This window comes from Paenarthrobacter sp. R1 (assembly GCF_030264015.1).
Lineage (GTDB): Bacteria > Actinomycetota > Actinomycetes > Actinomycetales > Micrococcaceae > Arthrobacter > Arthrobacter ureafaciens.
Map to the genome: position 1 here is coordinate 1,139,235 of NZ_CP127115.1, position 20,379 is coordinate 1,159,613.

Consider the following 20,379-nt stretch of genomic DNA (forward strand, 5'->3'; position numbering starts at 1 on the left):
GCCCCCAGCAGCCCAGGCGGAGATTCACGTAGACGACCGCCCGAGCCCTTCAATTGCTCAACGGAATAAGGAACGAACGCCGCCTGCGCGGCGTGATGAACACAATGGCCTGACGGAAGAGGCTGCGCTACAGCGAAAACGCCGCATAGCCCTAGTCATCGTGATCCTTGTCTCAGTGAGCATTCCCATTCTGGCCCTGACCTTGATATTTGGTCAGTAACGCTCCATCTCAGATTCACACGATTCAGAAGCAACAGTGGCTGTGAGATAGCATCGGGAAGTCACTCAACGTCACTTCCGGGGGAAATCCATGCCCAGCGTCATGCCAATCTTCGGCACCCGTCCCGAAGCTATCAAGATGGCTCCGATTGTCAGTGCCTTCCAAGAGTCTGCTGATTTCGACTGCATTGTGACGGTTACGGGTCAGCACCGCGAGATGCTTGACCAAGTTAATGAACTCTTCGGCATCGAACCGGATCATGACCTGAACATCCTCCAGCCGCGGCAGTCCCTGTCCGCCATCATGACCCGGACCATCGACGGCCTGGACAAGCTCTTCGCGGAAAAGAAGCCGGACGCCGTCATTGTCCAAGGTGACACCACCACTTCCACAGCCGGCGCCATTGCCGCCTTCTACCACGGCATCCCGGTGGTCCACGTTGAGGCTGGTCTCCGAAGCGGTGACCTTTTCTCGCCGTTCCCCGAAGAGGCCAACCGCAAAATCACAAGCCAGATCGCCAGCCTCCACTTGGCACCGACAAGCACCAGCAAAGCCAACCTGCTTGCGGAAGGTATCGCAGAAGAGGACATCGTAGTCACCGGTAATTCGGTTATTGATGCCCTGCTCACCACTGTGGACAAGGAGATCCCGTTCAGCGATCCACAGCTTGAAGATCTCGCTGCCAGCGGCCGGCGGATCCTTCTGGTGACGACCCACCGTCGTGAGAACCAAGGCGACGCAATGCGCGGAGTGGGCCGTGCGCTGGCACGAATTGCCGAAGCTGAGCCTGACCTGGTTATCGTGCTGCCGGCACACAAAAACCCGGTGGTACGCGAAGCAGTTCTGCCTGCGTTGGAAGGCAAAGAGAACGTCGTGGTGACGGAACCCTTGGCCTACGGTGAGTTCACACGCATGCTTTCGATGGCCCACATCGTCCTCACTGACTCCGGCGGAGTTCAGGAAGAAGCTCCGAGCCTGGGCAAACCCGTTCTAGTGATGCGTGACAACACTGAACGGCCGGAAGCAGTACACGCTGGAACAGTTGCACTAATCGGAACCGACGAAGAAACCATCGTCAAACAGGTCGACCGCCTCCTGAACCAGCAGGACGCGTTTGATGCGATGGCGAACGCCGTTAACCCATACGGCGACGGGAAAGCTGCAGAGCGGACAGTCGCGGCTGTAGCCGAGCTGTTGGGCGTCGGAACACGTCTTAGGGAATTCGGCAACACGCTCATTGCCACATAAGACATCATCTGCACGTACACCCCTCATAACTAAATTGGTGCTGCATTCCCTTCGAGCTGGATTCCTTGACAATGGCACGCAAGGACGACAGACCCCCAGGGCAGGCGGTAGCGACCAGTACAAAGAAGCAGGAAACCTTGACGCGCGAACTGAATCCCACCCCGATTACTTTGCAGGCCATTGTTGAGGGAGCATTTGAGAACGAGACCCAGTACCAGATATCCCAAGTGACTACTGCTGGGCTAACCATTGATTCCTTCGGGTACTTCAGACGTGACGCCAAAAAATTGATCTGCCTGCTCCCCTCAGCACAGCCCAGTGCCATTCCTCAGCAGAACCCTGTTTTTCATAGGTGGTCCTGGTTCGCTCACTTTCCAGACTGCCACATCCTTGCTCTAAGTGACCCGGCACTCTACTCCTCGCCGGAGATCCGTGCTGCCTGGTTCATGTCCCCGGAAGAGGACGCTATTGGCGCAATGGCACGGCACATCGAGATCATTAGCTCCTCACTCGAACTTGAGAATGAAGACCTTGTACTCTACGGCTCCTCAATGGGGGGCTTTGGCGCGTTGATGTTGGGTGCTGAGCTTCAGGGCGCCATGGCAGTTGCCGAAGTGCCACAACTAGACATGAGACGGTACCCGATTAGGGGTGCCATCCGCTCACTCGAGCGTCACGTGATAAATCAGGAACTAGAGACTTTTTATCGAGAACACCCCGAGCGAGTGAGCGTTTTCGACCGATTCGAAGAGCGACGAGTCGTGCCTCGGTTCAAAATAGTAACAAACCGGGCAGACACGGGCTTTCAGGAACAAAGTGAGTTTCTCAGTGAATTAGGGTCACTAAAGAGCGCCGTTGAATTTTTCTACGATAATGAACTGCACATAGTTTCCGAGGACATAGGCCACAAACCGCTGCCCACGTCCCGAGGTGCGCAGCTTGTTAGGGCTGCACTCAACCAGGCAGCACCTACGGCCCATGGTGTTGCAAGCACAATGGAACAGCCGAAAGATGATAGGTCCTATCAGGAGCTAATTGATTCGGCCGTAAAAAGCATTGAGCAAATTAAGTTCATTCGGGACGAGGCCGAGAAAGCACTTTATCTTTCTGCCAAGAGGGACCTCTACGCAGCGGCCAGCATCAACAACTCTGCCGATTGGCCATACCGCCGACTCTGCAGCTTGATCAAGTTGTGGACTAACTCCTTCAACCAAGAAATACTGGATTGCGCGCTGGAGGGAATGGCCCGAAAGGAAACGCTCGAGTCTTTCATCTACGCGTGTCGAGGTCTGCTCTACAACAATAATTCCGGTGATGCATCCAAGCTAGTGGATGAATTGATCAACTCGACAACTGATCCTGATATAGCTAATGTTGGTTTAATTTTCCAGTCACTTTGTGCCTATGAGTCCGGGGACTTTGATCGCTATTGCCAATTGATAGAAGCCTTCCGCGCCAACAAAGCCCAAGGATTCGAACCTTATATTGCTATCCCCGTGTCTACGGTCGTAACGTCAGGGCCCGAGTCTTTATCGTCGGATCCTAGTCCGGTCCGTCTCCTGGGTGTTGATATCGAAGTAAGCCAGGAATTGCCATCGCAAGCACGGTATGTAGTCAGCGCGTCCTGCGACGATATCTACTTCCGAAAATATGCCGAGTATCTCGTCAAGTCGTTCTCCTTAAGTTGTGCTGATGAAGCGGTGATGTACCTCTCCGTTGTCACAGATAAGCCTGATGAAATTGAGGAATTGCTGGGAGAGTGGGGCGCTAAAAGCGTTATTCTCAACCCCTTCCGCGTCGAGGTCGGCGAGAACATCGGCCCGGTTGCATCACTAGTTAGATTCTCCACGGTCTATCCACTCCTCAGGAGTCTAGATGTCCCCGTCGTAGTGCTAGACCTTGACACGGTGATAACTAAGCCGCTTAGCGGCCTGCTCGCCGCGAACCAGAACACAGATATCTGTTCTCGAATTCTCGGCGGTGGCGTAGCACCGTGGGAGAAATATACCGGCGGATTTGCTATTTTCAATACAACTGAGTCCGCGAAGACTGTCGCGGGATATATCGCATCGGCTGCCGACAGCGTAGCTCGGCCCGGCTCGAAACAATGGTGGATTGACCAGAACTGCTTTGAAGCTGGTATAAGGATGGTCCATCAAGCTGGCCATGATCTGTCCATCACGAACGTTATGTCCGTAAGAGATCAGTTCTGCGTTATGCCTGTGGGGAGCGGGGATGCCAAGCTCCATGCCCTCAGAGCAGCCCTGAACACGTTAGCCTAGTTTAGTCCCCCGGGGACTCATACCTACGGTTCTCGCTGACGTGCCGTGATGAACGCTCCCCACGCATTCATCACATCCAGGACTGCGAGCATTGACGGTTCTTCACGGTTCATGGTGAATATTCTGCCGTGTGGCTATTCGTGCCGCTGTTCTGGCGGCATTGCGCAACAGGATATCGTTTTGTAATTGCGTCCGTTGGTGAATCCCCGGCCTGTCCTATTTATGTATTTGATTGCGGTGTTGTTTGCTCCTAGTTTCGCCGTAGTCGCCCCGGTGACGATGCTGACTTCGATCTCCCTCCACCACCCGGCAGACCGTACGCCACAGTTGGTTCCTTTCGGCCGTTCGGCTTTCTCGACCGGGCGTCCACGAACCCAGAGGGCCGTGTCAGCGGCCCTCATCAGTCAACGCGATGGGCAACCAGTTCCGGTGATGGCATCGACAATGATCTGCCACTGCCCGGGGGCCTCTCTCGGAATCGTGGCACGGTGGACGGGCAGATTAGAGATGGCCATGGTGGCCTCGTGGCGTTGACAAGTAGGCTCGCTTAAGGCTCGTAGCTCCTGGCTGTAATGACTGCGTAAGGAACGACATCACAGCCAGGCTACGAGCCCCTCAGCTCTCACAACATGAAATCCCGCTTCACGACGATCCGCAAAGAGCCCTAATGCCTGGTCGGACAAGGTCAAAAGGATGCTGGTTCGGTCGTGGCAGCCTTAGCTAGAGCACTGTATGCGGATGTGTTCTAGGCTGAATGCGCAGGACATTCATACCAGCAGAACCAAGGACACCTTTGTCTCTGACAACACGAAGTCAACTCCTGACCTCCGCGAAGAAACCCCATTCAGTAGACACAACTAGCGACCAAGAACTTTCAGTTCTTGTGGGATAACATTCGTTGCGGACGATTGTCTTCGCACGCGCTTTGCCGCTTCACGAGACTTCGCTGAGAACAAACGCTTTGAACGCGCCAACCGCAGGATGGCGTCGGCGATAGCTTGAGCGTTCTCGGGCTCCACCAACTCAGCACAATTATCATCCACGAACTCGGGAATCGCTGCGACTCGGGTCGTGATTGGAACGAGTCCCGATGCCATCGCTTCGTCCCTAGACACCCCGTGCGTATCCATCCTTGAAGGACAAAGAAATACCCCGTATTGCTTATGCATCGCAGAGATTTCATCTTGGTTCAAGAAACGCTTATCCAGAATAACATTCGAAAACTGCTGTAAGGGCTGAGTTAGATCATCAAATAAGGGACCGTCGCCCACGAGCCTGAACTCCATGCGACTGAACTCTTCTGTCGCTGAAAGCAACAATATTGCTTCGACCGTCAAATCATTCGCATAAACCGAAGAGGCGTACGGCCTTATGGAAAGGAACCTCATTCGCAATTCAACAGGCTTGTTGTGATAGCTAAATTTTGATGTGTCGACGGGGTTAGGAATGACCGCAGACCTCGGCGGACCACTTTCAAGCGCCAAGTCCTCTAAAGCCGTGTCCATTAACCACCTCGAGACGAATACTAGAGTGACGTTCTCCTGCGCTTCAGAGATTACCCGCCGCCAAAGGGCCAACCGCTGCTCGCTCGAGATCTTCGCCTTTTCAATCTGTTCCTGCGTAGAATAAAGAAAGCGACGTCGAGACCACTTCTGAATGTCCGCACCGTGAGCCCAAATTGCCACATGCGGTCGGTGGGCAAGATTACTCACAGCCTTCCACATTTCCTCGTTCAGGAAGTGAACCGAGATCGATTGATGTCGCCCATCAGCAAGTACAGATTCAAGTGCTGCACAAGATCCAGTAATTACAGTCATTCCCTCGAACTCGCGGAAGCGCAGAGGTGAATTCTCATCGAGTACAAAGACCTCGGTTGGAACACCAGACTCTGCATAACGAAGAGCCCTGCTGTGAACAAACGCATTTTTGTAGAGATCACCATAAGCCGGGTATCTGTTCGTTATTACGAGGTTGTCCGCTCGACAGGCAATGAACACAGGATCGACGTCCTTATGCGCCCAGATAATCCTCCGGAACGAGCATGCGCCGGCCCCAGACACGCGAATGCCGACCTTCAAACTCGCGGCATTGTTCGGAATACTCATAACATGGTTCTGGTTAGACGGCCGGACGTGTCCAGATATTTTGGTTCCAGACTCATCGTAATAAATCATAGCAACTTGCAGGTTTAGACCAGGCTCCGTCTCCACATGGAATTTGAGCTCATCATCCACAATCAGAGAAGAAAGGTCTAGCAATTCCGCGGCATAGATATAGTCATGGACGCCGTCCGCCATGGTCGATTCGAATGCCCACACATCACCCTCAACCATGGTCTTCAACCCCGGCCGAGACCTAGTGATAAACATCCCGGCCAATTCAGCGCCGGTGATGACCCTTTCGGTTTCCCCGCCTCCGTTCGACACCTCAATGCTATCGCCTGCGGCAACGATTTCTTCGAGGCGCAGCCCCTCATCGATTTCACCGCTGGACACTTCCGGCAATGCCGCCGGAGCTAATCTGTAGCCACCACGGCAATAGTCGAAAACTTCTGCTTCCATCATGCTTTTATGATCGAAATATGCGCGTCTCCGCATTCGCAGTAGCCGGTCCAGGGGACTGGACAGTTCGCTCGGCTTGAGGACGAGGCTTGAATGTGCAGGAAGACTGCCCACCGCCGTATATGCGGATGCTCCCGTCTTTAATCGCAGAATTCGGCCTTTTGCACGGAAGTGAGAGGACTTGCCCACGACCGCTGCGTTCGAATACCGCCCTGCCAGAGACAGGTCCAACAGGTAATTCGGTCCATAGTAATCATCCGGATGCATGATGGCAGCAAAATTTCCAGTCGAAATAAGGTTACTCAGTGGCTGGTCCGATATGGAAGAAATATGCTCTATCTTGACCCCGTCGGCGGTATGTTCACCCTTTAACCACCCAGCATCCTCGGTATATAAACGGAGGATGACGTCAACGTCAGTCTGACAATCAACCCCTACCTTCACCCGAGCAACTTGGTCGTGGCTGCTAACAAGGGCGAAGACTGTGATTTTCGGTCGAACAATGGATACATGCTCCAAGCCAACCTTGTCTAAAATGTAATTTAGTCTGTGACTGTATGTATGTTCACGCATGACCTTTCTGAGACCTGCGAGTTTTCGTCGTCGCGCGGTCCATGCGTCTTCTGAGGATAGTGCTTTTACAATTTGGTGACCGCTGTCGGATACATGTGTGATATCGCCAAAGAGTAGCTGTACGCCGCGTGAATAATTACTCACTACAGTCGTATTCGAAGCCAGGAGTTCATAAACGCGGCGAGCAAACATGGATTGCGACTCTTTGACGGAGTTGAGATTAATAGCATAATCATATCCCTTGTAAGCAAGATCAATTTCCGAACTCTTCAACGTTCCAACTATGTGGCTCCGATATTCAGCCGGAAACTGATACTGCTCATCGGACTTTCCGAAGTTGCGATCAAAAATGTCCAAAGGGACAAAGCTCGGGATTTCCGACATGAAAGACTCTAGATCACGGGTTCGTTCGGGGTACCGTCTGTAATACGCGCCAGCAAAGCAAATCCCTTCGCTTCGTTGGAACGTTTCTATCGGGTTATGCAGCACTGGCTGACATGCGAAAGGCAAGAAATGAACTCTACCGTGGCCGAGGTCAGCTTTATAGCGCTGAACACAATCGATGTCTGTTGTGAAGACAACATCCGCTAGCTTCGCCGTATTCAAGAAAGTTGAATAATGTACCGGGTCCTCCTTATTCCATAGAACCACAGGAATGTTTCTTGCGCTTGCCCACGCAACTATCTCGCGTATCTCAGCAGCCGTTTGCGCAACTTTGTTTCCCCAGGCATCCCCCTTGCCGCGCCATGCCGACTCGAGAAAGACAAGAGCCGGAGAAAATGTTTCCAGTTCGGAGAGGTAGTTGTCCACACTTAGTTCAAGCAGCTCGCATTCAGGAGCGAAGGATTGCACCGTGAATTCGTCCATGATCGCCGCAATCCTGACTCCGGTTCGGCTAGCGCTTGCTGACAACTGCAGAGCTGCAGAAGAATCGCCATCGGGCAGCCAGCGTTTAGTACGCAGTTCCGCTGCGCCGTTCACAAACGGCGCCGAACCGTCCACATCAAGGTTCGGAGCATCTTCACGGGCGGCGATCTCACCAACCGCCACATCGTCCTCTTGCTGGCGGCCTCGGTGCTCTCTAGCCAAACGCCCCAAGTGCAGGGGTAGCGTTCCCAAGTTGCGGGGGGACTTCAAAGCGTCTCGTAGTGATCGTCCCAGTCTGTACGTGACACTGGCACGCAGATCTCGCAACTTGTGTTCGGCTAACTCCAAGGCAACCTGGAGTCGTTCGATTTCGGCTAAGTGTGATTTCTCTGCTTCGCACAGCTGTCGCTTTTGGGCCTGTAGTTGAACACTAAGAGTAGAGTTTTCCTTCTTGCCAGCAGCTAGAGCGTCCTGGAGCACTTGTTTCTCGCGGTTTGAACCTTCTAAGGCGCGCTGAAGTCTCGACACCATCCCCGTTTCTTTTACAAGACGAGCCTGTACTGCTCCGACCTGGTGCCTGGCCTCAGCAAGGGAAGTTTCGCCTTCTGCGAGGCGACTAGAAACTTGCGTCAGCTCGGAGGCTAGTGCCTTCTCCCGACGCAAGGACAAACGAGCCCTAGCCAAACTCAGCGTGGCGTGACGACGTAATTTGGCAAGGTCTGCTTCCGTGCTTTCGACTTCCTGCTGCCACGACCGTCGCTCTTCATCGTGGAGGCCCGATTGTAGTGACGCTTGCGCGTCAAGCCTAGAAACCCTACCCGTCAACTCTAGTACTTGCTTTTCGGCAGCCACGGCGCGGCCGCGCTCCAGGCGCAAATTCTCGCGTAGATCCTGCAACTCCGCTGCCAATGTCTCCGCTCGCCCGTGCAGCTCGCTTTTCTCGGTGCTTAGCTCAGTCTGCTGAGCAAGCGAAGCTGAGATTTGGAGTTGAAGCTCAGAAACGACAGATTCAAGCCTTTGCTCTCGTTCATTAGAAGAGAGGAGATCTGATTCTAGCTTCTTTATAAGGTTCGCTCGATAATCTTCCACCTTTTTCGACAGGCGTATTTGTTCGTTCAGGGGAGATAGTTGAGCACTTACCTCACGGTATTTCATGCTCGCTTCACTTAAGCTTTTTCGGAGCTGCAAAATAAGCTTATGATCATAATACGAAGCAGAAATCTGCTGTTTGACGATTTGCTCAAACCGCCCTCGCTCAACTGACGATGTGGCAAAGCTGAATCGGTGGGTTGGAGTTGCATTGAACGTTGACACATAACGGTACTCGAGTTGTGTCATCCACGTATGAATCATCTCAAAGTCTTGGCGTCCTTGACATTCCACGTAGATTTCAGGCCGATCTCTCTCGATCAGGTCTCTAGCCCCATTGAGCACATTTATTTCCATGCCCTCCACGTCCACTTTGAGGACTCTAACGGGCTTACCAAAATCCATCGTATCTAAGCGAATAATCTTGGCACCGCCTTCCCGGGAATTTGTCCTCTCCAGGCGCTGCGCCCCTCTGTTGTTTTCTGCGGTCTGGACTATCCGCCCGAAGCCCTCGACGTCGCCAACGCCGACCTGATGAACTTCAACAAGGTCATCTACTTCGTTTAATGCCACATTAGTTCGTATGACATCGCAAAGTTCAGGGTCGGGTTCAAATGCGTGCACTTCGGCCCCGACAACGCAACTTAGATAGAGGGTATGGTTTCCACAGTTTGCGCCCACGTCCAGGACGAGGTCGCCGGGTTTTAATCCTTCGCCCATGTCAATCAGCATCGCCTCCTCATATGGGCGCTGCGATGAAGCTATGGTCTTCTGAATGTAATCCGTCTCTGCGTCTGGAAGGGAAAGACGATAGACACTGCCGTCGACGACAATCTCGGTAGGGCTCATCCTTCGCGGCTACCTGCGAGCGTGGATATCCGTTTGTCGAACGAACCGCGAGTGTCGATCACCCTCTTGCCATCCAATAGTTCTGGATCGATATCTTTGACCGCGTCGTGATCTACCAAAACGAGCACTACATCAGAACGCATGATCGATTCTTGCACCGATACGAGTTCCACGTTCCGGCGGTTGGCAAGCTTTCCCGGCAACGCTTCAATGTGAGGCTCTGCAACGTTAAGACGGCGGCCAGGCAGGACATCGGCCAGTTGCAGAGTGATTTCTATTGCCGGAGACTCGCGAAGGTCGTCTATATTGGCCTTGAACGCCAGACCAAGAACGGACAATTCAGCGGTGTCTGGGAGGCCAGCGAGAGCCGTGGTCGCCTGAGCAATCACCCAGTCAGGCTTCGCGTCATTTACTTCCCGAGCCGTGCGGATCAACCGGGACTCCGTGGGAGCGGCCGCAACGATGAACCAAGGATCAACTGCGATGCAGTGCCCTCCCACGCCAGGTCCTGGCTGCAGGATATTAACCCGCGGATGGTGGTTGGCAAGGCGGATGAGCTCCCATACGTTAATCCCGAGCTTGTCGCTGATGACAGACAACTCGTTTGCGAACGCTATGTTGACATCGCGGTAGGAGTCCTCGACCAGCTTCGCCATCTCGGCAGTAACGGCGTCCGTCGTCAGAATCTCGCCTTGGCAGAAGACCGAATACAGATGCTTAGCAGCCTCAGCTGCCTCTGGAGTCATGCCACCTACGATGCGGTCGTTAGTGACCAGCTCGATCATCACCCTACCGGGCAAGACGCGTTCAGGGCAGTGAGCAACGAGGATGGCGGGACGAGACTCTGAACCGTCAAGGCTGAGATCAGGACGGAGGTCTAGTATGTACCTCGCCATGTGTTCAGTGGCCCCGGGAGGAGAAGTTGATTCAAGGATCAGTAGCTCGCCCCCCTTCAACTGCGGTGCGATACCGCGCGCGGCTGATTCAATGTAGCTGAGGTCCGCGGAACGGTCCTCCTTAAAGGGAGTCGGCACGGCGACTATATAGGCTTCGGCCTGCGGAGTGGAAGTCGTGGCTTTGAGGTGGCCCTGGCTTACAGCCCCGGACACGTGAACACCTAGGTCGGGTTCAACAAACGGGACCTCGCCCGCGTTGACGGCGTTGACCGTGCGCTCACTGACATCGACGCCTATAACTTCAATGCCGTTCGTTGCCAGAATGGCGGCCGTTGGAAGGCCAATGTAGCCAAGCCCGATGACAGCTACGCGATTTATGGTATTCAAAATGCTCCCCACATTTCTGTTGTTTAAGTTAGACAGTGACATGCTCTACCGGGTTGCCCCAGAACTCGACGTCTCCCGTGGAAAGGAGCTGATCGTCGGAAGCAGTCCATGTGTGGCCGGAACCCGACCTGTGGACGAAGTAGTTATATCGGTCGGAGGCGTAAATTTTGCCCCCCGCATCGCTAACTGAGCGTAGGAAGGCTGTATCCTCACCACGCCCGAGCTCCGGAAAGCGGTGCCGATCGAAGACAGACCTTTTCGCCATGATGGTTGATCCGATGACCATGTGGTGAAAGCGGTGTTCCATGCCTTTGAACCTCTGTATCGAGACGTTCCGGCCCTGAATATACATATAGTGGGCCAGTTTCCCGACCACGTCGGCGCCGGAAAACATTAAGGCATTTACCTGGTCACGAAGATAATGCGGACCGTAGTAGTCATCGTCATCCATCTTCGTGAGGATCGCTCCGCTTGATTCAACTACACAGAGATTCAGGCAAGCCCCCAGGCTGAGCGTCCGTGGAGCCTGAAGAAGCTTCACCTGCGCCACACCGTACTTCTGCCGCAAGTTCCAAATCTTCCACCAACTGGGTTTGAAGCCGTGCGTCAGTAGGACCAGTTCAACTTCCACGCCCCGCTGCGACCCAATTGTGCGGAAGATATGCTCCAGCTGGTGAGGCCGAATCGTTGATACCAAAGCGCTAACAAGCTCGGGCTGCACCGGTCGGACGCGGTGCGGAAGCGCCAACCCAACCACTTTCTCGGCCCGGTGGGCGTAGGTATGCTCGGCCCAAATGCGGCGTTGCGCCCTATGCACCGACCGGTCATTGAGCTCCGGACTCCTCATCAGCGACCTAATGGTGTTGGCCGCTTCATCTTTAGTCTCTACGCTATGAATCTCATTTGCCGGAAAAAACCTGGGTAAAGCGGGACTCGGCATCGTGACAACAGGGGTGCCGGACGCGGTGATTTCGAAGATTCGACGTGCGCACATGCTCGGAGAGTCAATGACAGAGTTGACGTTCAGGAAGACTTTGTAGGCCTTATACGCGGACAACATCTGGTCGTAGCTCAGCGAACCCACAACCCGAGAATCATACGGAGCTGGGAATTGGTAATCAGGGTTGCCGCCAAGCTGCCTGGAGAAAATTTCGAGGCCATGTTTGACCCTGTCCGAGCCCTCCATTGCACCATCGAGCAGTACCTGCATCTGTTCGCGCCGCTCAGGATACTTGTGCGCAAAATACATACCCGCGAACGCTACGTCGCGTGAATGCCTCCCGCCTTTAGGGCGCACAGGATTATGAATGGCGGGCTGAGCAGCAAACGGCAGGACGTCAATGCGATTGTGCCCCAGCGCTTCTCTGTAGGCCGGGAGCTTATTCTCGTCCGAAGTAAGAACGACGTCAAACTCACGCGCCGCCGGCAGAAAGTCCTCGAAATGCGGTGGATCTTCCTTGTTCCAAAAGACCGTGGGAAGACCGTTTTCCCGGCACCAGTGCATTAGATTCAGGAACTCTGGTTTCGGACCGCTAGTTCCAGTCAGCTGATAGCGCCAGGAACCGTCATTACCTTCCCACGCAGACTCGACGAATAAGAGGTCGACACGAGTCTCCTCCAGTTGCTCGCGCCAACGGTCCTTAGACAGGAACACCAAGTTCCACTCGTACGAGAAGGCCTTGGCCGAGAAGTTGTCCAAGATCACCGCAACCGTCAGGTCACTTCTACGGGCGACAACTCTGGGGTAGTCAAAGGGTGGAAATGTCAGCTGGCGTTTCTCTGCGCCCACTTTTGGCGTTGCATTACGGGCACTGACGTTTTTTCTAGACGTCCTTGTCGCCGATAAGGCGCGTTGTCGCTTGTGCCACGTCCGGAGCTGGGTAAGCCCCCCTGAACGAAAATGCCAAGCGGCCTTCCGCAAGTTCTCAACCGTATGGATCATGCTCGGCTCCTACGCATTTTGCTTCTGGCCAGTACTTCTGTCATCTGAAGATTGGCCCGTGCTTCGTCCCGGATTCTGGCGGCGGTTATGCCGTTACCCTTGGCTAAATTGCCCGTGAAATCTTGGTAGGCCTTGACAGTTTCCGCCGGGTCGCCGTCCATGATCATGTGCCCCATGTCTAGCCACACGACGCGGCTACACATATTGGTGATCGTGTCCAGCGAATGGCTCACGATGAAGACACACCCTGCCTGTTCGCGCAGTTGGTCCATGCGACGTTTGCTTCTATCCCCAAACTGGGCGTCACCGGTATTCAGTGCTTCATCCACCAGCAGAATCTCAGGATCGATACTCGCAGCGATCGCGAATCGGAGCCTAGATGCCATACCCGAGGAGTAGGACTTCATGGGAAGGTGGATCGAGTCCCTCAGGCCGGAAAGCTCTACGATACTCGTAAATTTTTCCTTCACCTCACGGCTGCTCATCCCCATGGCAAGACAGCCCAGGATTACGTTCTGCTGACCTGATAGATCGCCGACTAGCGCGGCATTAACTCCCAACATAATCGGGGTGCTTGAAGCGAACACGGCGCCCGATGAGGGACGCACCTGTCCACAAATCAGCTTCATGAGAGTGCTCTTACCAGAACCATTTCGCCCGATGATTCCCACTGATTCACCGCGCTCGACGACAAGGGACAATTCATGCAAGGCGCGTACGGTGACAGTGTTCGGCCGCCGAGTTAGTCTCCTAAAAAAACTTATGTCCCGGCGTTCCTGGGTGACAGCCTCGGCGTCTGACGTCACGACCCGGTACTCCATGGCTGCCCGATCCACCACTACGCAGGGGTGCCCCTCAACATCCAAAACCTGTTCAGCTACGACCATAAGATTCTTCCCCCTGCCAGAAGAAGACCATGCCCACCAGGAGTGCCCCAAGGGCCCATACAGCAAGAATTGCCCATGACTGCCACGCCGGTGGCTGAGCATAGAGCACACAGTTGCGAATTATGTCGATGACGTTGAACAGCGGATTCAGCTTCAACAATGCCAATAGTTCTGGGTGAGTGACAAAACGTTCGTACGAGTAGAAAATCGCGGATCCGTACATCCAAGCCCTCATGAAAAAGGGCAAAAGGTGAGTCGCATCGTGGACCCGGGAGATAATCCTCGCCAGGATAAGCCCGATACCCAGATTGAAGATGGACTGAAGCGCAAGTGCGGGCAGAATCATTAGCCATAGCCAGCTTATTTCTTCCACCGGCGGCACCAGCGTAATAATCAAGAGCATCGCAAGAATCAAGGGAACATTCGACATCATTTCCCGAATGTTCACTCCAATGGGAAGTGTTGCCCTGGGAAAGTTAAAAGCTTGGACAACCGCTTTGTTGCTGTGGATTGACCTCGCGCCGCTGGTGATCGCACCCGAAGTGCCTTGGAAGACGAAGATTCCAATCACCAAGTAGCCTACGTAGTTCTCGATGCCATTACCGGTTTGAAGCAGCAGGCCGAAAATCACGTAATAGGTGAGCCCATTGAAGATCGGGTTCAACAGCAACCAAGCACTACCCAGACGGTCCCGGCGGGTACCGCTCTGTACCCTGGCCCGGGCATCGTAGAAAATGAACTCGCGGAAATCCCAAAGCTGGACCAAGTAGTCCAAGAACTTCGGTCGAGCTCCTACGCGCGTTAATCGCCGCATGTCGACAGCCAACGGCTGCACCACTGCTGGCTCCGGCATGACTGCCTTCTTAGCCGACATCAGCTGGCCCTCCTCGTATGGTTAGACGCCAAAACTTCATAAGCCTGCACGCACGCCTTCGCATTCGCTTCCCAAGTTCGCGTCGCCAAGACATGCTGTCTGCCTGCTGCGCCCAGCCGCCGGCGCATGCCGTCGTCCTCAAGCATCTCGAACAACACCTCAGCCAGCCCCACCGGATCCGAAGGCTCGCCTAGCCGCCCGTTGACGCCGTCGTGCACTATCTCCTGCAACGCGTCCAAGCGGCTGGCCACCACGGGCCGCGCCGAAGCAAGAGCTTCAACAGGCTTCAGCGGCGTAACGGAACGGGTCACGGACAGGTCCTTCCGGGGCACAACGAAAACGTCGAGTGCCTGATGAAAAAGTTGTGCTTTGTCAGCGGGGACCCGTCCTGGGAAAAGGACGCTATCTATAAGGCCCAGCCGTCTGACTTGATCGCGGAGGGCCGGCGCAGCCGTCCCGCCACCCACTACAATCAGCTTCAACTTTGGCAGTCGCGGCGCCAGCAAAGCAAATGATGTGACCAGATCCTCAAGGCCTTCGTAATCCACCAAGCTGCTTATGGTTCCGATGTACAGGGCATCCGAATCAAGCCCCAAGGCGCTGCGGGCCTCCGCATGAGTTAGTGGTTCATCAAGGTAGGCGCCGCCCACGGCATTGGGAGAGAGCAGGATTCGCTCTTCAGGGACTCCTGCCGCGAGAATGTTGCGCTTCATCGACTCGCCAAGCGTGACCACCAGGTCAGCACTCCGCATGACGTCCGCTTCCCGCTCGGTGAAAAGCCGGTACCTCTCGCTGCTCTTTGCCTCTGGGTCCCGCGTCGACGCCCAAGTATCAGCCAGCTGGCCGCGGACCTCATAAACCCAGGGAATTCCCAGTGCGCTGGCGACTTCACGTGCTACCAAACCGTTGACGAAGTGCGTGGTGGTGTGAATGACGCTGGGGCGGAACTCGCGGGCCACTTGGAGAAGTTCCTCGGCCTGCTGCTGTAGGCGTCCGTCCATCGATTTCGCCATGGTTTCAGGCAGCAGCCGTTGGTACCGGACACCGTCCACAACGTCCGTGTCGCGCGCATTCAGAACACCGATCTGAACCGGGTACGCCAGACGTGTCACCGCCAAAGGTTCCCACCCCTCCCGCGCCTGGGCGCTGAGGATCGAGTGGCTGCGTCGGGCGTAACCGCTTCCCGTATGAGGCACGGAATTCGTCAGGAGGTGAAGGACCCGACGTGGTTCCGGCTGCATGCTGGTGCTGGCCAAGGATGGCCGCCAGCCCTGAAAGACCCGGAGCTCAGATTCGAGCCGTTGACGCTGCTTGGAGGCGTTTCCGGGCTGCCCTCGCAAGACGTCGACGGCGGACGTCATGTCGCCGTCGTACCATCTACGCCGTGCGGTGGTCGCCGCGAGCTGTGTACTCTCAGTTGCGCGGGAAAGGAACCTGTCCGCCCACTCGGTCCGGCCGGCGGCAAGAGCCACTTCGGCTGCTTTGCGCGCGTGCTCTGGAGTAGGGCCACGCCTCAAGGCATTTTCGAAGCGGCGCTCCAACCCGGCGTCGTCACCGGCAGCATGGCTGGCGAGCAAGAGGGCAGCACTGCTGGACTGCGGAGCGAGAGACGCCAGTCCGGACGCGGCTGGCCGCACGATAGTCGAAGGCAAACGCCTAAGTATCTGAAGCGCCAGAACGAAAGGAGCCTCAGTCAGGTGATCCGCGATGGTGGTGGCGGCAAGCCTCACATTCCTCAAGATGCTCATGAAATCTTCTCCCGGCTTGGGATGCAGGAGTCACGGCCAAGCAGACTGGCAATGTTTCCCATGTACTGGCGGGCCAGCTCAGCATAGTCGGCGTTGTTTTTGACCCATTCACGGCCGCTTCGCCCGGCAGCCAACCGTCCGCGGTCCTGGGACAGCTCACGCCAAAGCTGGGCAACAGCTTCCGGGCTCGCGCCTACCACGTCGCCGCCCCGGGCGTCTTCAACAATCCGTTTGGCTTCGCCCTTGACGATCGCTGTTACGTGGCGGCCCACAGCCAGCACTTCGTAAGTCTTGGACGGGACGGTGGTCTCGAAAGATTTCCAGTCGTCGCGCAATGACACGATGCAGGTATCGGCCTCACTGTACTTCTCAAGCACCGCGGGTCCATGAAGTGGGGGGAAGAAAGAGACAGGAGCGTCGAGTTCCCGGGCAAGCTTCACAAGCTGTTGCCGGTTGGTTCCACTTCCCACCAACGTGAGATGGAAGCCCTCGCCTAACAGGGCACTGGCGCGGATAAGGATATCCAGACGCTGACTCTTGCCGTGGTTGCCCAAATACAGGGCGTGGAAGACATCCCGCTCCAAAGCAGGAGGGTCCAAAAACGGAACCGTATGCAGGTCCAAGCCGTTGCTTACCGTAACAACGTTCCGAAGACCCCTGTCGCGCAGCGTTTGGGCAAACCCCTCAGTGACGGTGACAACCATGTCCGCCCGATGCTGCACAAACTCGACGGCCCGCTCTACGAGGCTCTTCACGCTGCCTTGCACCAGGCGAGCATCCCGGGCGAGGTCCGGCCAGGCATCCCGCATTTCGACGATGAGGGGCACCCTGCGGAACCGGGAAAGAACATATCCCGTTGCCAGGGTTGGAAGGCTGGGTGCCGTCGCAAGAATGGCGTCCGGTTTCTTTCCGCCCAAGCCGACCGGGACAGACAGGATCGCTGAAAATAGCTGGTCAACAAGACGAGCCACAGGAGACCTGCCCAAGTGCCTCAGGTATGGGACGCGCCTTATCCGTTCGCCGTGCGGGCCTGATTGCCGGCCGAAGGCATAACCTGCATGACGGCGGGGAAGATCGCGGCGGCCGTTCGGGTAGTGAGCCACCGGCGTCACTACTTCGACGTCCCAGCCAGCCCCGATGAACTCACGGGTCAGTGATGACCACCTACGTTGCGGAGGGCTGTGCTCCGGCCAGTAAGAGTGTGTGAGCACCATAAGGCGCGGAGGATTCGGCACATCGTTGCTCAGACTGCCGTCCCCTGTTCGGGAACTACTCATGGGCTACTTGCCGTTGAGACGGGGTCGGGGCATCCCTTTGGAACGAAGTGCACGGAAGTAGGCTGCGCCCAAGAGCAGAAGCACAGCGACAGTCAAAGCCTGAACGAAAGGATTGTTCTCTGCGACAGGAGCCAAGGCAGCTTTCAGGGGGCCCGCCACCTCCGCGCTTGCCACCAGGGGCGCCGTTGCTGCCTTCGTGGGCGACTGCGTCGGAGCCGGCGTGGTCACAGCGGGAGCCGAACTGGTTTCCTCGGTGGGGACAAGGGGCTCGACGATGTAGTTCTCCGGCTCAGGAGTTGCGGGCCCTGGTGCCGGCGGACCTTGGGGAACCTCGGGGACGCCTGGTGCTACGGGCGGTGGCTGAGCAGGCTCACCGGCAGGAGGCACCACGGGGGCTGGAACGGGCTCTGCTGGAGCCGGAACATTTGGGACTGGGGGTACCGGGTCTGTGCTGGGCTCCGGCTGAGGCTCTACGGGAACGGGATCTGTGAGAGGCGGAAGAACCACCTCGGGGAAGGTCGGTTCAGGTGCCGGGCTCTGGGAGTCCGAAGGGCCAGGAACTGGGTTGGTCTCCGTAGCCAATGCCGGGTGGGTACCCAAGAAGCCCAAGGAAGCGACCAGCAAAGCCAACCCTGCGGCTCGAACACGCCTGATTCCGGTGCTCAACGTTCCCCCTGTAGTTCTGACCTAGCTCGTTTTGCGGCGCCAAACTGGACCGACCACTGAGACAGGCGGCCGGGAATCACCCGATTCATGAAGGCACTCCGGGTTAGTTTATCGTATGGATTAGATCCCGACTCAGCGGGGATCCCTCTAGCCCGCTAAAAGCCCGCGCTATTGCTGCCTGGGCGAAGCATAGTTTTTAACTTGTTTCCGCTGATATCGCGACCAACTTTCCGAAGATCTGGAGACCGAAGGACGCATGCCCCCTACCAGCGATTACAGCAGGAACAGGCGTCCTTTCAGGTGGTGGTTGGCCGCTGGTTCCTTGGCTTCCATTCTCGCGGTGTTCCTGGTCGTCAACGGATTGAGTGGGCATACCCCTCCTGAAGGCCCACCCGCGGAGCAGGCCGAGGCCCCACAAGCAGTTCAACTACCGCACTACCCCATCAGCGGATACTTCATCTACTCAGCCCCTTCTGATGCCAGGAACCAGAAAAAACTGGAAGAGATCAAGTCGGTCGGCGGCGACACCGTCATCACGTTCGGCTCGGTGCTATCCCCCGCCACACTGGCGACGCTCCCCACGGACTGCAAGATCAATGGCGAGAACTGCGGGGAAGTTATTGGCTCCAAGCTCAAAATCGGCCGGTACTTCACCTTCTCGGATGGAGGCCAATGGGGCAAACCTGCGCTCCAGTGCCCGAATGACCGACTCGTTGAGGTACCTGGCAGGACCTACACTGTGATGGTTTTCCCTTCCAACAATGGCGGTTGCACAGCCAAAGACGGCGTCTATGACCTGGTTGTGGCAGGCGGCAGTCCCTCAACGGCGGCAGATCCCACCATTTCAGTGGCTTCAGCCGCAACCAAGTTGAACATGAAGTTCTACGCCGGATTGCCGGCGCCCACCAAACGGACAGATTTTGAGTACCTGCCCGACCTCAGCTACCAGAACACACTCCAGCTGTTTACCGAACGATTCCTTCGCTACCAGGCCGATCTTAATGACGTGGCAGGCCTCGCGGGCTTTTATCACCACTTTGAGATGCCTGTCACGGACAACACCTTCTTCGATCCCGTGGTGTCGCTCTACGCAATGCAGAACAAAGCCATTCATCGCGTGCTTCCTGACCGGTCCGCGATTGTGAGCCCCTACATTGAATCGCGGAGGAGTTCCGCGGCCATCACGCCAGCGGACGCCCGCAGGGGTGCTCGAAAACTCGCCGGGACTGCAAGCGGGCTGCAACTGTCCATAGCCATCCAAGACGGAATGGGAACCGGCAAGGGCGCGGCCTACAGAGCTACTGAAGCCGGGGGCAAGGTGGACAGTTTTGCGGCCAGCATTGTTGGCCGGGGAACGTGGGGGAGCAAGTACGCCGCACCGAACAGCGAATACTTCGATGCGGCTGCAGAAGGAGTCAAGGGCACCCAGGCAGAACTGTGGGCCAACTTGGAAGGCATGGCGCCCGCCACGGAAGCAAATCCCTGCGAGCAAAGCTTGCGCGGGCAAACAACGATAGACAGGGTTGATCGCCAACTCCAGCAAATGGGATCTACCAGAAAGATCATCTCCTTCATGTGGGACCCCTACTTCACCTGCTCGGGTACGAATCAGCCACTGAGGGAAGATCTCCAGAAGGGGTTGGCCACTCCCCTCATTACGGATATCTCAAGTGATGTGGTCAATGGCGGCGCGGTCAAGGTAACCGGCTTCAATCTGGAAGGGATTTCCTATGCCCTGGAATTCATCGACAAAAAGGGCGACAAGCATCGCACCACCGGCCAACCGGCAGTGGTCAAGGCATCCTTTGGTAGAGAACAAGGTCTCAATCCGCAACTCCAATCGGTGACGATCGACCTTGGAAAAGCGGCCCCACCCACGGACACCGCCTACCAGATTTCGGTCTCCAACGAGCGGGGATCTTCAACGGAAACAGTGCATCCAACGCCTGCGAAAGCAGCCGTCGGATAACCCGATATCACAAAATTGCTAGAATCATCTCTGCTGTTGCCAAC

General features: G+C 55.9%; 10 protein-coding genes. 3 read left to right on the forward strand and 7 right to left on the reverse strand.

Annotation, left to right across the window (positions count from 1 at the left end; genetic code table 11):
• Positions 1-310: 310 nt before the first annotated feature.
• Both wecB and QN084_RS05460 read left to right on the forward strand, forming a co-directional pair.
• The gene (gene wecB, locus QN084_RS05455; protein ID WP_069695857.1) at positions 311-1,468 is read left to right on the forward strand and encodes a non-hydrolyzing UDP-N-acetylglucosamine 2-epimerase; all 1,158 of its coding nucleotides are present in this window, start codon (positions 311-313) and stop codon (positions 1,466-1,468) included.
• A 71-nt stretch (positions 1,469-1,539) separates the two neighbouring features.
• The gene (locus QN084_RS05460; RefSeq protein ID WP_069695858.1) at positions 1,540-3,750 is read left to right on the forward strand and encodes a hypothetical protein; all 2,211 of its coding nucleotides are present in this window, start codon (positions 1,540-1,542) and stop codon (positions 3,748-3,750) included.
• An 857-nt stretch (positions 3,751-4,607) separates the two neighbouring features.
• Here QN084_RS05460 and QN084_RS05470 read toward each other — a convergent pair.
• The 7 genes from QN084_RS05470 to QN084_RS05500 are packed head-to-tail and all read right to left on the reverse strand — an operon-like array spanning position 4,608 to position 17,637.
• Positions 4,608-9,689 carry an FkbM family methyltransferase gene (locus tag QN084_RS05470; RefSeq protein WP_069695859.1) on the reverse strand — a complete coding sequence of 1,694 codons (5,082 nt, stop codon included), beginning with the start codon at positions 9,687-9,689 and terminating at the stop codon, positions 4,608-4,610.
• Positions 9,686-10,972, reverse strand: coding sequence for a UDP-N-acetyl-D-mannosamine dehydrogenase (gene wecC / locus QN084_RS05475; protein WP_502920609.1), 1,287 nt, complete (start codon positions 10,970-10,972; stop codon positions 9,686-9,688). Before wecC ends, QN084_RS05470 begins: the two co-directional genes overlap by 4 nt.
• 28 nt (positions 10,973-11,000) lie before the next feature.
• On the reverse strand, positions 11,001-12,914 hold the full coding sequence (locus tag QN084_RS05480; RefSeq protein ID WP_069695861.1) for a glycosyltransferase family protein: 1,914 nt from the start codon (positions 12,912-12,914) through the stop codon (positions 11,001-11,003).
• Positions 12,911-13,801: an ABC transporter ATP-binding protein gene (locus QN084_RS05485; protein ID WP_083261953.1), complete on the reverse strand. Its 891-nt coding sequence runs from the start codon at positions 13,799-13,801 to the stop codon at positions 12,911-12,913. The genes QN084_RS05480 and QN084_RS05485 overlap by 4 nt, the downstream gene beginning before the upstream one ends.
• Positions 13,788-14,675 carry an ABC transporter permease gene (locus QN084_RS05490; RefSeq protein WP_083261954.1) on the reverse strand — a complete coding sequence of 296 codons (888 nt, stop codon included), beginning with the start codon at positions 14,673-14,675 and terminating at the stop codon, positions 13,788-13,790. Before QN084_RS05490 ends, QN084_RS05485 begins: the two co-directional genes overlap by 14 nt.
• Positions 14,675-16,423 carry a glycosyltransferase family 4 protein gene (locus QN084_RS05495; RefSeq protein ID WP_069695862.1) on the reverse strand — a complete coding sequence of 583 codons (1,749 nt, stop codon included), beginning with the start codon at positions 16,421-16,423 and terminating at the stop codon, positions 14,675-14,677. Before QN084_RS05495 ends, QN084_RS05490 begins: the two co-directional genes overlap by 1 nt.
• Complete coding sequence (locus QN084_RS05500; RefSeq protein WP_264398650.1) at positions 16,420-17,637, reverse strand: glycosyltransferase family 4 protein; 1,218 nt, start codon at positions 17,635-17,637, stop codon at positions 16,420-16,422. Before QN084_RS05500 ends, QN084_RS05495 begins: the two co-directional genes overlap by 4 nt.
• 985 nt (positions 17,638-18,622) lie before the next feature.
• On the opposite strand from QN084_RS05500, the gene QN084_RS05505 reads away from it, so the two are divergent.
• Positions 18,623-20,335, forward strand: coding sequence for a hypothetical protein (locus tag QN084_RS05505; protein ID WP_139126851.1), 1,713 nt, complete (start codon positions 18,623-18,625; stop codon positions 20,333-20,335).
• Positions 20,336-20,379: the final 44 nt, after the last annotated feature.